At 23.5% G+C, this 13,262-nt stretch carries 14 protein-coding genes; 1 reads left to right on the forward strand and 13 read right to left on the reverse strand.

Translation table 11 applies throughout. From position 1 onward, the window contains the following. The 13 genes from AAQM_RS00965 to AAQM_RS01025 are packed head-to-tail and all read right to left on the reverse strand — an operon-like array spanning window position 1 to window position 11,921. Window positions 1-1,149: a beta-ketoacyl synthase N-terminal-like domain-containing protein gene (locus tag AAQM_RS00965; RefSeq protein WP_129094080.1), complete on the reverse strand. Its 1,149-nt coding sequence runs from the start codon at window positions 1,147-1,149 to the stop codon at window positions 1-3. After that, complete coding sequence (locus AAQM_RS00970) at window positions 1,142-1,399, reverse strand: acyl carrier protein (RefSeq protein WP_129094079.1); 258 nt, start codon at window positions 1,397-1,399, stop codon at window positions 1,142-1,144. Before AAQM_RS00970 ends, AAQM_RS00965 begins: the two co-directional genes overlap by 8 nt. Continuing rightward, window positions 1,399-2,559 carry an ABC transporter permease gene (locus AAQM_RS00975; protein ID WP_129094078.1) on the reverse strand — a complete coding sequence of 387 codons (1,161 nt, stop codon included), beginning with the start codon at window positions 2,557-2,559 and terminating at the stop codon, window positions 1,399-1,401. The genes AAQM_RS00970 and AAQM_RS00975 overlap by 1 nt, the downstream gene beginning before the upstream one ends. Continuing rightward, entirely contained in the window at window positions 2,559-3,419 is an 861-nt protein-coding gene (locus tag AAQM_RS00980) for an ABC transporter ATP-binding protein (RefSeq protein WP_129094077.1), read from the reverse strand. The genes AAQM_RS00975 and AAQM_RS00980 overlap by 1 nt, the downstream gene beginning before the upstream one ends. Window positions 3,420-3,443: 24 nt before the next feature. Then, on the reverse strand, window positions 3,444-4,658 hold the full coding sequence (locus AAQM_RS00985) for an AMP-binding protein (protein WP_129094076.1): 1,215 nt from the start codon (window positions 4,656-4,658) through the stop codon (window positions 3,444-3,446). Beyond that, a complete protein-coding gene (locus tag AAQM_RS00990; RefSeq protein WP_129094075.1) occupies window positions 4,659-6,773 on the reverse strand; it encodes an MMPL family transporter in 2,115 nt (704 codons plus the stop codon). Beyond that, on the reverse strand, window positions 6,757-7,236 hold the full coding sequence (locus AAQM_RS00995; protein WP_129094074.1) for a hypothetical protein: 480 nt from the start codon (window positions 7,234-7,236) through the stop codon (window positions 6,757-6,759). The genes AAQM_RS00990 and AAQM_RS00995 overlap by 17 nt, the downstream gene beginning before the upstream one ends. Continuing rightward, window positions 7,229-7,765, reverse strand: a complete 537-nt coding sequence (locus AAQM_RS01000) for a hypothetical protein (protein ID WP_129094073.1) — start codon at window positions 7,763-7,765, stop codon at window positions 7,229-7,231. Before AAQM_RS01000 ends, AAQM_RS00995 begins: the two co-directional genes overlap by 8 nt. 4 nt (window positions 7,766-7,769) lie before the next feature. Further along, window positions 7,770-8,474 (reverse strand): SDR family NAD(P)-dependent oxidoreductase, encoded by a 705-nt coding sequence (locus AAQM_RS01005; protein ID WP_129094072.1) that lies wholly within the window; start codon window positions 8,472-8,474, stop codon window positions 7,770-7,772. 18 nt (window positions 8,475-8,492) lie between these two features. After that, complete coding sequence (locus AAQM_RS01010; protein ID WP_129094071.1) at window positions 8,493-10,013, reverse strand: HAL/PAL/TAL family ammonia-lyase; 1,521 nt, start codon at window positions 10,011-10,013, stop codon at window positions 8,493-8,495. Beyond that, window positions 10,010-10,870, reverse strand: coding sequence for a lysophospholipid acyltransferase family protein (locus AAQM_RS01015; protein ID WP_129094070.1), 861 nt, complete (start codon window positions 10,868-10,870; stop codon window positions 10,010-10,012). The genes AAQM_RS01010 and AAQM_RS01015 overlap by 4 nt, the downstream gene beginning before the upstream one ends. Further along, window positions 10,871-11,587 carry a glycosyltransferase family 2 protein gene (locus AAQM_RS01020; RefSeq protein WP_228722697.1) on the reverse strand — a complete coding sequence of 239 codons (717 nt, stop codon included), beginning with the start codon at window positions 11,585-11,587 and terminating at the stop codon, window positions 10,871-10,873. Next, window positions 11,562-11,921, reverse strand: a complete 360-nt coding sequence (locus tag AAQM_RS01025) for an ApeI family dehydratase (RefSeq protein WP_216678754.1) — start codon at window positions 11,919-11,921, stop codon at window positions 11,562-11,564. Before AAQM_RS01025 ends, AAQM_RS01020 begins: the two co-directional genes overlap by 26 nt. Window positions 11,922-11,978: 57 nt before the next feature. Here AAQM_RS01025 and AAQM_RS01030 point away from each other — a divergent pair, with 57 nt between their 5' ends. Next, window positions 11,979-13,193, forward strand: a complete 1,215-nt coding sequence (locus AAQM_RS01030) for an NAD(P)/FAD-dependent oxidoreductase (protein WP_129094068.1) — start codon at window positions 11,979-11,981, stop codon at window positions 13,191-13,193. The last annotated feature ends 69 nt before the right edge of the window (window positions 13,194-13,262 follow it).

A 13,262-nucleotide genomic window follows, 5' to 3' on the forward strand; every position in this document is an offset into this window, starting at 1 on the left:
TTATTTCTCATTACTTAATATTATTGAAGTATTACTTCCTCCAAATCCAATAAAATGGAAAAGAATAGTTGCATGATTTATTTTTTTATTTTCTAGTAAAGGAGTAAAACTTACATCTTTATATTTTTCATTAAAATTGATAGTTTTAGGTAAAAAATTGTTTTTAATTGTCTCGCATAACAAAACAATTTCATTTGTTCCACAAGCTCCAAGTGTATGTCCAATATAAGGTTTTAAAATTACTACATCGGTTTTTTGATTATATTTTTTGAATAATTTATCTATCGCTGTTACTTCTGATAAGTTAGAGTTTTCACTTCCTGTTGCATGAGCTTTTAAACAGGTTAAATTACTAATCTGCAAATTTGCTTTTTCTAAAGCTTGTTCCATACACGAAAGAGTTATTTCTCCATTTGGATTTGAACTTGTAACTGAATAACTATCAAAACTGTTATTTGAAGATAAAATTTCGAAATCATTCTCTCTTTTTTTCAAAGGTTCTAAAATAACAGCAGAACAGGCTTCTCCTAAAATTAAGCCATCACTATTGATATCAAAAGGTTTATATTCTCCTGATGGACTTAATAACATTAATGATTGAAATCCTCTAAAAGTGGTATAATTGAAAAACTCAAAACCAACAACTAAAGCTTTTTTTATTTTATTTTGTTTAATTAAATCATTTGCATAACATATAGAGTTTACACTAGATGTACAGGCTGTTTGTACAATTGTACTATTATATTTTGAATTAATTAGTGTTTCAATAAAATTACCAATTTCTCCATAACCGATATTTTTAATAGCATATTCTGTAGAATCTTTTTTATGTTTTAAATGTTGTTCTTCAACTATTGATATAGACATAGAAGTTGAACCTAAAAATATATGTAAATCTTGTGCTTCTTCTTTTGTAAGTTTTGCATCTTCAATTGCTTTTAGAACAACTTCTTCTAAAATAGAGTAAAATTTCTCTTTATGGGAATTAAAATTTTTTTTAATTCTAAAATATTTTATATCTTCGTAGTTATTCTTTAAATATTCAGAATAATTATTATCATTTATAGTTTTAATATTTTCTATTGCTTCTTGTTTATTATTTCCAAGTGCGGAAATAATCGAATTTCCTGTAATATAAACCTTATTCATTATTGGATTCTATATAATCAGCTAGAGTATTTATTGAAACCATTATTTTTCGTAATTCTTTACTATCTGTAGTTTTTAATCCATATTTTTTATGTAAGGCCATTGATATTTGAAGTGCATCCATAGAATCTAGTTCTAAAATAGACTCAGGACCAAATAACAATTCATCATCTTTTATATCTTCAATTTCACACTCTTTTTCACATTCTTCAATAATTAACTGTTTTAATTCATATTTTAATTGTGACACTAATTTCTACCTTTCTTTAATAATATATATGCCAATAATATAGATATTGTAGCAAATAGTAATAAATATAACAAATAAATTTTTATATCATTAAAATTTCCACCTCTAACAAAAATTTCTAATAATCCCTCTAATCCCCAAGACATAGGGGAATAAGAAGTTATATTTTGCATAAATTCAGGCATTACAAATTTAGGAACCATTATTCCTCCTAATGCTGCAAAAATTATATTTATTACTCCTCCTATTGAAGTAGCTTCTTCAGTTGTTTTACTGATATTTGCAATAAATAAAGCAAAACAAATAGCTGCAATAGAAATTGCACTACTCATGCAAAATATGAGTAAATAATTCCCATTTATTACTAATGAATCCCCACCAAATATAGGGATAATATAAATACCTATTAAAATCATAATAATTACTTGAATTTGATTTATTATAAAGTAAGGTATGATTTTACTTGCTAATATAGGAAATAAAGATACATTAATACTTCTAATTCGTGAAATAGTTCCAAAATTTTTTTCATTTATGAAGGTATTTGAAATTGGAATTAAAATAAAAAACATCGAAAAAACAAGCCAAGAAGGAACACTTTGTTGTACAGAATTTGCTTTTGTTTCTATTTTATCATTTTTGTAAATATATGAATTATTTATCTTATTGTTTAATTCAGATAAAACTTTTGCATCAATTTTTGATTTTATAAAATAATCTTTCATAATTGTTTTTGAGATAATCTCAACAATAGAGTTTTTTAGAATATGAAAATGTTCTTTGTTTATATCTGCTTTACTAAAACTTTGAATTTGGAAATTCTCTTCGTTTGAATTTATTTTATTTTTAAAATCACTATCTAGCTTTACAATAAAATCATATTTTTTATCATAAATTAAAGTTTTTATTGATTCATCGCTAGTTAAATAAGCAGTAAAATAAGAGCTATTATTTAACTCTTTTATGAAAGTTTTAATATCTAAATTTTCTTTTGCAATAATTGCAACTTTTAATTTCACATCAAATGAATCTGAGTAAGTATTTTTCAAAGCTAAAGACATAATTAAAATAAAAACAGCTGGCATTACAAATAATACAAGAAGAGCGTGTATATCTCTAAAAATTAAAAGAAATTCTTTTTTCAAAATATATCTAAACATCAATCTCTAAGCTCTTTTTTTGTAATTGATAAAAACATATTTTCAAGATTTTTATCTGCAAAATTTATATTAACTATTTTTTCATTTTCATTTTTTAATTTTATGATTGTATCTGAAAAGCTATTATAAGAATTTGATATATCAATTTCAATAGTTTGATTTTCTGTTTGTATTGAAATGGTAGATTTCATTTGTGTTAGATTTTCTTTTGTATCTTGAAGTATGATTTTTTTGTTATCTAAAATAGCAATTTCATCACATAAAAATTCTATTTCTTCCATATAGTGTGAAGTATAAACAATCGTTGTATCTTCTGTTTTATTTAGATTCTTAATCATTTCTAAAATATATTTTCTTGATTGAGGATCAATTCCTACTGTTGGTTCATCAAAATAGATAATTTTAGGAGAATTTAATAATCCTATTGCTATATTTAATCTTCTTTTTACACCACCTGAATATGTAAAAGCTTTTTTATTTACAAATTTTTGTAAAGAAGTAACTTCAATACAATAATTAATTTGTTGTTTTAGTTTTTCACCTTTTAATCCATATAAAGCACCAAAAAACTCTAAATTTTCATAACTTGTAAGATTTGGATAAAATGCATAAGTTTGAGGAATATATGAAGATATATTTTTTATTTCATTTGAGTTTTTTTCTAAATTAAAACCATAAATTTCAATATTTCCTGAATCTTTTTTGATAAGTTGATTTAGTATAGAAACAAGTGTAGTTTTTCCGGCACCATTTGCTCCTAAAAGACCAAAAATAGAACCAGAGTTAATTTGTAAAGATAGATTCTCTAAAATAATTTGATTATTATAAGATTTATTTAAATTGTTAATTATTATAGACATAAAAACTCTTTCTTTTTTGATAAATTATTGAATTGCAAGTTTTTTCCCAACTGAAGAAGTTTTAATTTTATCAACAATTTTTAGATTTATAGAAAATTTTATATTTGATAGTTCTTCTTGTAAAATCTTTTTTATATCTTTATTTAGAAACTCTTTTTTACTTTCAATTGTAATATCTAGTATTTCATCTTTTAAGGTATCTTTTTTTGTATTTACAAAAACAACAGCTTTTTCAATTCCATCTATTTGTTCTAAAATATTTTCAATTTGAATTGTTGAATATCTTTTTCCTGCAATTTTTAAAATTTGAGAACTTCTTCCTATAAGTTTAAATTTATTATCTATGAATTCTACATAATCAAAAGTTTGTATTTGTTGATTTGTTTGTTTTAATTCTTTTTCAAAAATAATGTTTGAAATAAAATCTGATTCAACTTTTAATTCATTTTCCTCATTTAAAGATAAATTAACTCTTTCAAGAGGAGTCCAAAGTGTTTCATCATTGTATTTATATGCGATTCCACCAGTTTCTGTTGAACCAAATATTTGTAATATATTTGATGAAAATTTTTCATTAAACTCTTTTGCATCATCTTTTTGTAGCGGTGCAGTTGAACTAATAAAAATAGAATTACTTAAATTTTTTGAAGAACTTATTCTATTTAATGATTTAATATATAAAGGAGTTGTTACAACTAAAGAGTTATCTTCTATAATGTCTAATAAATCATTTGGTAAAAAATGTTCTTTTAAAACAATATCAATGTTGTTAAATAAAGGATAAAAAAGTCCCATTAAAGAACCATAAAAATGAATAAATGGAACAGTTACTATAACTCTTTTTATTTCATATTTTTTTAAAAGAGAAGTTAAAACTTCTATTTCTGAAATAATATTTTCTTTAGTTTTTAAAGCACCTAAAGGAAAACCTGTACTTCCAGAAGTAAAATATAAAAAAGAAAAATCTTCATTATTAAAGATATTTTTATTATTATAATCTTCATTAAATTCTTTAATATTTAAGTTTTCTAGTTCTTTTAGTATAGATTTATTTGTGCTATCGAATAAAATTGATTTTGCATTTGAAAAATATGATTTGAATATATTTAAGGCATTAGTTTCTTTTTTAGAAGAGGCAATATAAGAGATTTTATTTTTATATTTTTCATCAAAAAATAGTTCTTTTTTTATCTCATAGTTATTTATTAAACCATTATCATTTAAAACTTTTAAAATCATTTATTTTGACCTTTTTAAAATTATTAGTAAAATTGTAATTGCTAAAATTCCAATAGTAGCAGTAATTCCTATTGAAAAAAGAGCATTTATATTTGAAAAGATTAAGACACCAAATCCTGCAAATGTAGATAAAAGTGAATATAAAATTGCTTCATTATTATTTTGATTAATATTTAAAGAACCCATGTAAATGCCATAATCAATAGATATTGATAATATAATAAATAACATAAAAAAATGCAAAATATTAAAACTAGTAAAAAAAGATAACAATAAAATCAATGAAAATGGGAAAATAATATATGAAAGAGTATGAAGATAATTTTTTTTACTAGATATAAATACCATAATAATTATAAATAAAATTGTTAAAGAACCATACAATATCAATTCTTTGTATATAGAATTTAAACTTGCTTCAAACATTTTTTTTACACTTAAACTTTCAACAAAATCATATTTATAAAATTCATTTTCTTGATTTTTTGGAACATTAGCATAAGTGATTAAATAATTCTTAAAGGCTAAAATTTCTAATCCTAGATTTGAAATATCTTCCAAAGTATAGTCTGGTTTTTTCAAATCATATCTATAAGTTGTATCAAAAAAATTCTCTTTAAAACCAAAATCTAAAGATTTTTTTTCTAATTGAGTTTTGATTGAATTTATATTTATTTGCTTTAAAAATTCTTTTCTTTCTAAAAATTCTTCTTCTGTTATTAAAGTAGATAATGGAATAAAAGCATTAGGATATTTGTTTTTCAATATTTTTGAGTTTTTTATCAAAGAATTGATGGAATTTCCTTTTATTAAAACAGGAATATTATCTTGATTAGTTAATTTTTCATTAAAGAAATTTTCTAGTTGATTTAATTTTTTATTCTCAACATCAAGGTTTTTTAAATTTGAATCAAAATTTATTTGATTTAAAGAAATTAAAATTAAAATAATAGAAAATAGGATGATAATACTAGGTTTTATTTTTGAAAAAAGATGAAAATTTATATTTTTTCTTTTTGTATAAATGAAACCTATTTTAGGATATAAAAAAGAGAATTGTAAATAAGAAAAAATTAATGAAACAATTGAGAAATAACAAATTTGTTTTATTAAATCAAAAGATATAAATGAAATAATAAAAAATCCTCCAACAGTTGTAAACATTCCTAAAAAAACTTGTTTGTTAAATTTTTTTTTCTTTTCATAATGATTATGAACATAGTGGTGAAACATATAATCTATTGCTACAGTTGAAATTGATATGCCAAAAACAATCACAAAAATTGACAATTCTTTAAATAAAAATGAACTAATAAATAAAGCCAATAAAATAGATGATGAAAGGGTGATAAAACTATTTATTAATAATTTTATATCTCTTAGTATTAAAATATAAAGTAATATTAAAGTTATAGTTGAAAATAAAATAATAGTTCTAACATCTTGTTGAATAATTCTTGAATTTTCCACAAAGTAAAAAATAGGAGAAAAAATCTTTATATTCTCATACATATTAGTTTTACTTTGAATGGAATCGTAAATATCTTCATATTGTGATATTGAATTAATAGAATTATTTATCGTAAAAATAGATAAATAACCTAAATCTTTAATGATTAATTGTCCATTTTTTAAAGAGTAATTTCTTTCAATTTTATTTTTTTCTAAAAGTGATAAAGGATCATTTTTATCGAAAAAATATGAAAAATTTGCATTTAATAGATTGAATCTTAGTTCTTCAAGTTTAGAATCAATATCTAAATTTATTAAACTATTTTTATCAAAATTATTAATATAAAATTTATAATCTTCTTGAAATTTCTGAAAATTTTTATTAGTTTGATTTTTTTCTAGCTTTAAACCATTAATTTTGAGTAGTTCATTTTCAATTATTTTTAATTTATTAAGTGAATCTTTCTCTAAACCTTCTACAAATAAAAGTATTTTTTTACTATTTTGGAATTCATTAAATTTCTTTAATAACTCTTTTTGTTCACTATTTGGTAGAATAGTTTGTATTTGAGTTGAAATAGTTTTAAAAGAATCAAAATATATAACTAAAGCAACTAAAACTATTAGTATAAAGCTATTAATATAATTAGTTGATTTGAACAATATTTATCCAATCTTCATTTGAAAAATATATTTTAAGAAATTCTAATTTTTCTTCAATTTTTTTATATTCTATTTTTTGTATAGCATTTGATAAATATTCGTTTGGTACTAAAATAGTTTTTTCATTTTCATTTGTGATTTCAAAATATTCTGTTAATTCTTCTTGTTGATTTCTATAAATACCTTTAATTAATTTTGAAAATATTGTTAATTCCATATTCTCTTCATATTTTAGAATCTCTTCTTTTTCTTCTGTTTTTAAACCTATATAATCATCATAAAAAATAAAAGATTTATTAGTTCCTTGATAGATTATTTCAATTGAATTATCTTCAAATTTTAGGATTCCATTTTTTTGTATGCTTGAATGTAAAGCATTTATGTATTTTTCTTCTTTAAATTTTATTGGATTAGAGAATAAAAAAAGAGTTGTAGTTAAAAATAAAAATAGAATTCTAAACATGGATTTTTTCCTTAAAATAGATTTTTTTGTGTAAAAATTGAATAAGTCCTGCAAATATAAATAACAAGTACCATCCAATTGATGAATAAAAAGTCCAATAAATTATATTATCTAATTTTAAAATATATCCATGAACTAAAATATTTATAAATGAAACAAAAAACCAAAATAGTGTTGATTTTTGAATATAATCTTTCTCTTTTTCATTTACTTTTTTGTTTATTTTTTCTAAGAAAATAAATATAAATGATTGTTTAGAAATATAACTATATAAAATAAAAATTGATATTAAACTTGAAATTAATAATGGTAATATTTTTAGTAATAAAAAATCATCTAATAAAAATGCCAAAATAGAGACAAACATATAAAATAAAGGAAAAATAAATTCTTTAAAATCTTTTTTTATATTTGCTATAAACCATAAAAAAGAAAAAATAAATATTACAATAGAAACTGTTTTTAATTCAAAATTTTTAAGAGAATAAAATATAACAGGAGCATAAAGTAAAGATATGAGTAAGTTCATAAATTTATCTAACCATTGCTCCACTGATATTTAAAACTTCACCACTTACATAAGTAGCATTTACCCCTATAAAATAGGCACATGATGCAACTTCTTGAGGTTTTCCAAATCTTTTTAGTGGAATTGCTTTTTTCATCTCTTTTACATTTGGAATATTTTCAATCATTTCAGATTCAATAATCCCTGGTGCTAGAGCATTTACACGGATATTATATCTTCCTAGTTCGATTGATAAAGTTTTTGTAAAAGCTATTACTCCACCTTTACTTGCACTATAATTAGCTTGTCCTGAATTTCCAGTAATTCCTGAAATTGATGCTATATTTACAATACTTCCTCTTTTATTCATCATCATATTTCTAGAGATAACCTTTGTTACATAAAAAAGTCCCGTAAGATTTGTATTAATCACTTTTTCCCACTCATCATCGTCCATAAAGAAAAATAGGTTATCTTTGATAATTCCTGCATTATTTATTAAAACATCAACATCAAGATTTTCTAAAGCAGTTCTAATAGAGTTTTTGTCTTGCATATTAAAACTTATTAGTTCACCTTGATGATTTATTTCTTCTAAAATTTTACTTGCTTTTTCTATATTTGTATTGTAGTGAATATATACAAAAAAACCATTTTTTGCATACTCTTTTACAATCTCTTCACCAATACTTCCTGTTGCACCTGTAACTAATACTTTTTTTCCCATCATAATTATTTAAAATCCTTTTTAAACAAATTTTCCTTCTTTAATTAATGAAACCATAATATTAATTTCTTTATCCATTCTTCTATCTTCATAAAGAGGTTTTATGATTTTTCTAATTTCATCATAAATATTTTTTAGATGAGGTGAAACTTCACTAATTCCTCTAATATCAACAGCTTGTGCCATACCCATAAATGCAATTGCTAACATTAATTGTAAATCAGGAATCATTTTTGCAAAATCATTTGCAGCAGTTGTTCCCATAGAAACCTTATCTTGATTTAGTGATTCTGTTGGTCTTGAGTGAATAGATGCTGCTGTAGTATTTTTAATAACATCAGCACTCAATGAACTTAAACTAATTTGCATTGCTTTAAATCCATGGTAAAAAGGTTCATGTGAAAGTTTTAGATTTTCACCTAAACCTCTGTTAAATTTGTGGTCAACCAATAAAGCAAACTCTTTATCTAATAAATCAGCTAAATTTGCAGCACATATTTTTAAAGTATCCATAGCATGAGCTACATAACCACCATAAAAATTTCCTGATGTATAGATTTTTTTATTTTCTCCATCTATTAGAGGATTATCATTTACGGAGTTAATCTCAGTTTCAACCCAATTTTTAGAAATTATAAGATTATCTCTAATCACACCTAAAACTTGAGGTGCACATCTCATAGAGTAAGTATCTTGAATATTTAAATCATTATCAGCAAAGAACTTATCATATCTATCATCTCTTCCATGAGTTAATTTCGAACCTTGAATTTTATGTTTTATATTTTTTGCTGTTGTTATTTGACCACTAAATGGTTTAGATTCATGTACGAAATCTTCAACAGGTGTATCATCACCTAATAAAACTTCAAACATTCCAGCTACATAAGACTCCATTGATTCTAAAATAGTTTCAAATTCTTCAATGGCTACAAGTGCAATTGCACTCATGATAGTTGTACCATTCATAATAGCTAAGGCTTCTTTTGGTTTAAATTCATAAGGAGTAATGTTTAATTCATTATAAACTTCCATAACATCTTTGATTTCACCCTTATAATAAACTTCTCGCTCTCCTGCAACCACAGCAGCAATATATGAAAGAGGTGTTAAATCTCCACTAGCTCCTACTGAACCTTGAGAAGGAATAACAGGAATAATATCTTTTTGAATTAAAAGTTCAAGTCTTTTAAGCAGTTCTACACTTACTCCTGAACGAGCTTTACTTAAAGAAATAGTTCTCATAATAACAGCATATCTACAAACTTTGTGAGATAAATTTAGACCAATTCCACAACCATGAAATCTAAATAGATTTTTTTGTAAAGTTTTACTATCTTCATAAGTAACATAGTTTTTACCACTTGCTCCATAACCTGTCGTAATTCCATAAATTGGTTTACCATTTTTTATTTCATTCATCAAAAAATCATGTGTATGATTAATATAATCTAAAAATTCTTGATTTTTTGATATTTCAATATTTGAAGCTTTTGTTATCTCATCAAGTGTAATGTACCTTTTATCTATTTGTAAATTCATTTTTCCTCCCAGAAATTGTAGAAATTAAACCATTGATTTGGATATTCTAATAAAATATCTTCAAGTAGTTTGACATATTGCTTTATAGCTATTTCAATAGCTTCATCTTCTTTTAAATCAAAATTTAAATCCAGTTTTATAGTTTTAACTTTATAGGTTTGTAATCCTGAACTTATTACAAAAGCACATAAAATTGGAGTTTTAGTTTTATATGATATCTTAAATGGATTTTTATTAAAGTTAGCAATTTTTCCAAAAAACTCAACTTTATATTTATACTTTTCACTTGTTGGTCTATCTGCCATAATAGCTACAACTTCTTTATTTGAAATAGCATTAGCAATTGCAATTGAAACAGCAAGTTGACCCAAAGATTGGTCTATAATCTTTATGTTTGATGTTGTTTTATCAATATTTCTTTCAATATTTTTAATACTATCTAAGATAACTTCTTTCATTACAATGTTTATTTTATTTTTTGTAGATGGTTTACTTGAACTTGAAGCCCAACCTCCAAAATGAGAAAACAATAAAATAGTTCCATCATCTAAATTTTTTGTAACTCTTTCTCCATGTTCATAGATAAAATTGTATGAATCTGGGTCATATTTTGAAATAAATCTATCACAAAGACACATTGCAAACATTCTTAAATGTTCAAAATAAATCCAATTATTAAATTCTAAATTTAGTGTTTTATAGTATATTTTAAGTGATTCTTTAACATTTTTTGCAAAAATAAAATAAAAAAATGTAACAGGATACATTATTATATAAATAAATTTATAACCAAAAAGTTTATACAAGTTAAATGCAAGCCTTATGCTCCAACCACTACCTCTTTGTTTTACATTCATTTACTTATATCTTTTTTTTAACAAAAACTTAAATGGCAATAATCTAATATGTACCATTACAATAGCAGCTGTATCCCAAAATTTTTTAAAGTGACTAACTCTTTCTTCTGGAGTTGGATAATAACACTCTATAATAACTTCTTTTATTAATCTACCTTTCCAAGAGTGCTTTACAAGAACTTCCATTTCCCAATCAAATCTTAAAGTTTTAATATTTAAATCTAAAATTGAAGTAGGATATAATCTAAATCCTGATAATGAATCTTTAATTTCTTGTTCAGTATCCCAGCAAGCCCAGAAATTACTGAACCATCTACCAAATTTTGAACCATTTGGTACATTGTCAATATCGAAATTTCTTGCTCCAATGATTATTTGGTCTTTTCCATCGTGTGCACTTAAGATTTTTTCTATTTGACTTGCTAAATGTTGACCATCTCCATCTAAACTAATAAAATAGTCATGTCCTAACTCTTTTACTTTTTTTGCTCCAGTTAAGATGGCTTGACCTTTTCCTTGATTAATTTCATGTCGAAGAATTATAATATCAGGATGTGATTCAATTAAGTCAGTTACTTTAATAGTTGAGCCATCATCAACAATGATAAGTTTATATCCATTTTTTATCACATCATTAGCAACATTAACAATAGTTTTAGGATTATTATAAGTAGGAATTACTACGAATATTTTATCTTGTAACAAAAATAAACTCACTGCATTTTTTATTATCTTTTTTAGTAATTATTTTATAGTTTTGTTCTTTTTTTTCAATAATAAATAAAATTTTATCTAAAGGTAAAATAGCTTGCAAAAATTTCGCTTTGGTAATTTTTGATAATTCTTTATCTAATAGCTTACTTGCGATGTCAATGTGTAAAAAACCTGGTAACAAATGATTGTTTGGAAAATGTGCCTGAAAAATAGGATGTTTTTCATCTGTTAATTGAATTTCATATTCAATTAATGATTCTGATACTTTTGAATCAAGTATATGATATAAACCTTCCAATAAAAATACTCCAAAATAATTACTAAAATAACTTTTCACATTCTATCAAAAGTAAACTAAGTATATAATAAGATAATTAATTCTCAAGGAGATAAAGTGGAAAAATGTGATGTATTAATAATTGGTGGAGGACCAAGTGGGTCTTTGGCTGCTTCTAAGCTTTTAAAAAATGGTTTTAGTGTAATAATTTTAGAAAAATTAGATTTTCCACGATTTGTAATTGGAGAATCATTACTGCCAAGATGTAATGAAATATTAGAAAATAATGAATTATTTGAAGTAATAGAACAACAAAAATATATGACTAAAGGTGGAGCAATTTTTGTTAATGAAAAAAATGAAGAACAAGTTATTGATTTTAGTAAGAATTTAGGACAAAAATGGGGAACAAGTTTTCAAGTTAAAAGAGAAGAGTTTGATAATGTTTTATTACAAAATTCTAAAAAAATGGGAGCGGATGTACGTCATGGTTATGAAGTAATAGCTTATGATAATGAAAAAAATCAATTAAAAGCAAAAAATAATAATGGAAATATTGAAGAGTTTGAAGCAAAGTTTATTTTGGATGCTTCAGGATATGGAAGAGTATTGCCAAAACTTTTAGATTTGGATATTCCATCTGATTTAAGATTACGAAATGCAATTTTTACAAGAGTAAAAGGTGAACGAAGAAGAGAAAAAGATTTTGAAGGTTTTATAGATATTGTAATACATGATAATAATAAAGCATGGTTATGGGTAATTCCTTTTAGTGATGGGACAACATCTTGTGGAATAGTATGTGAAGAAGATTATTTTAAGAAAACAGGTTTAAGTCAAGCAGATTTCTGGGATAAAGTAATAAATGAACATGTTTATTTAAAAGAAAAATTTAAAAATGCAGAAAAAATAGTTCCAGTAGGAATTATTGGTGGTTATTCGGCTGCAATCAAAAAAATGTATGGAAAAGGATATGCATTAAGTGGAAATGCTACAGAATTTTTAGATCCAGTTTTTTCATCAGGTGTAACTTTAGCTCTTGAATCATCAAATAAAGTAGCTGAACTTATAATAAAAGAATTAAATGGTGAAAAGGTTAATTGGCAAAATGATTATGAAGATTATATGATGATAGGAATTAATGTCTTTAGAGAATTTGTATATGCTTGGTATGAAGGAAAGTTACAAAAAATATTTTATTCAAAAAATAAATCGGATATTATTAAAAATTCTATTAGTTCAATTTTATCGGGTTATGTTTGGGATGAAAATAATTATTTTGTAAAAGATACAAAACGAAAAATTGAAGCTTTAGTTGCAATGAGTAATTAAAATGTAAGATAGATAAAAGTACAAATTTTGTATAATCTTTACAATAAAATTAGATTTAGGAAAATAGAA

It is taken from the genome of Arcobacter aquimarinus (assembly GCF_013177635.1).
GTDB classification, from domain to species: Bacteria; Campylobacterota; Campylobacteria; order Campylobacterales; family Arcobacteraceae; genus Aliarcobacter; species Aliarcobacter aquimarinus.

Bases quoted from the DNA above. Each gene is read 5' to 3' on its own strand.
- AAQM_RS00985 (WP_129094076.1), bottom strand. From the start codon at position 4,658: ATGATTTTAAAAGTTTTAAATGATAATGGTTTAATAAATAACTATGAG.
- AAQM_RS00965 (WP_129094080.1), bottom strand. From the start codon at position 1,149: ATGAATAAGGTTTATATTACAGGAAATTCGATTATTTCCGCACTTGGA.
- AAQM_RS01015 (WP_129094070.1), bottom strand. From the start codon at position 10,870: ATGAATGTAAAACAAAGAGGTAGTGGTTGGAGCATAAGGCTTGCATTT.
- AAQM_RS01010 (WP_129094071.1), bottom strand. From the start codon at position 10,013: ATGAATTTACAAATAGATAAAAGGTACATTACACTTGATGAGATAACA.
- AAQM_RS00995 (WP_129094074.1), bottom strand. From the start codon at position 7,236: ATGTTTAGAATTCTATTTTTATTTTTAACTACAACTCTTTTTTTATTC.
- AAQM_RS01005 (WP_129094072.1), bottom strand. From the start codon at position 8,474: ATGATGGGAAAAAAAGTATTAGTTACAGGTGCAACAGGAAGTATTGGT.
- AAQM_RS00975 (WP_129094078.1), bottom strand. From the start codon at position 2,559: ATGTTTAGATATATTTTGAAAAAAGAATTTCTTTTAATTTTTAGAGAT.
- AAQM_RS00980 (WP_129094077.1), bottom strand. From the start codon at position 3,419: ATGTCTATAATAATTAACAATTTAAATAAATCTTATAATAATCAAATT.
- AAQM_RS01000 (WP_129094073.1), bottom strand. From the start codon at position 7,765: ATGAACTTACTCATATCTTTACTTTATGCTCCTGTTATATTTTATTCT.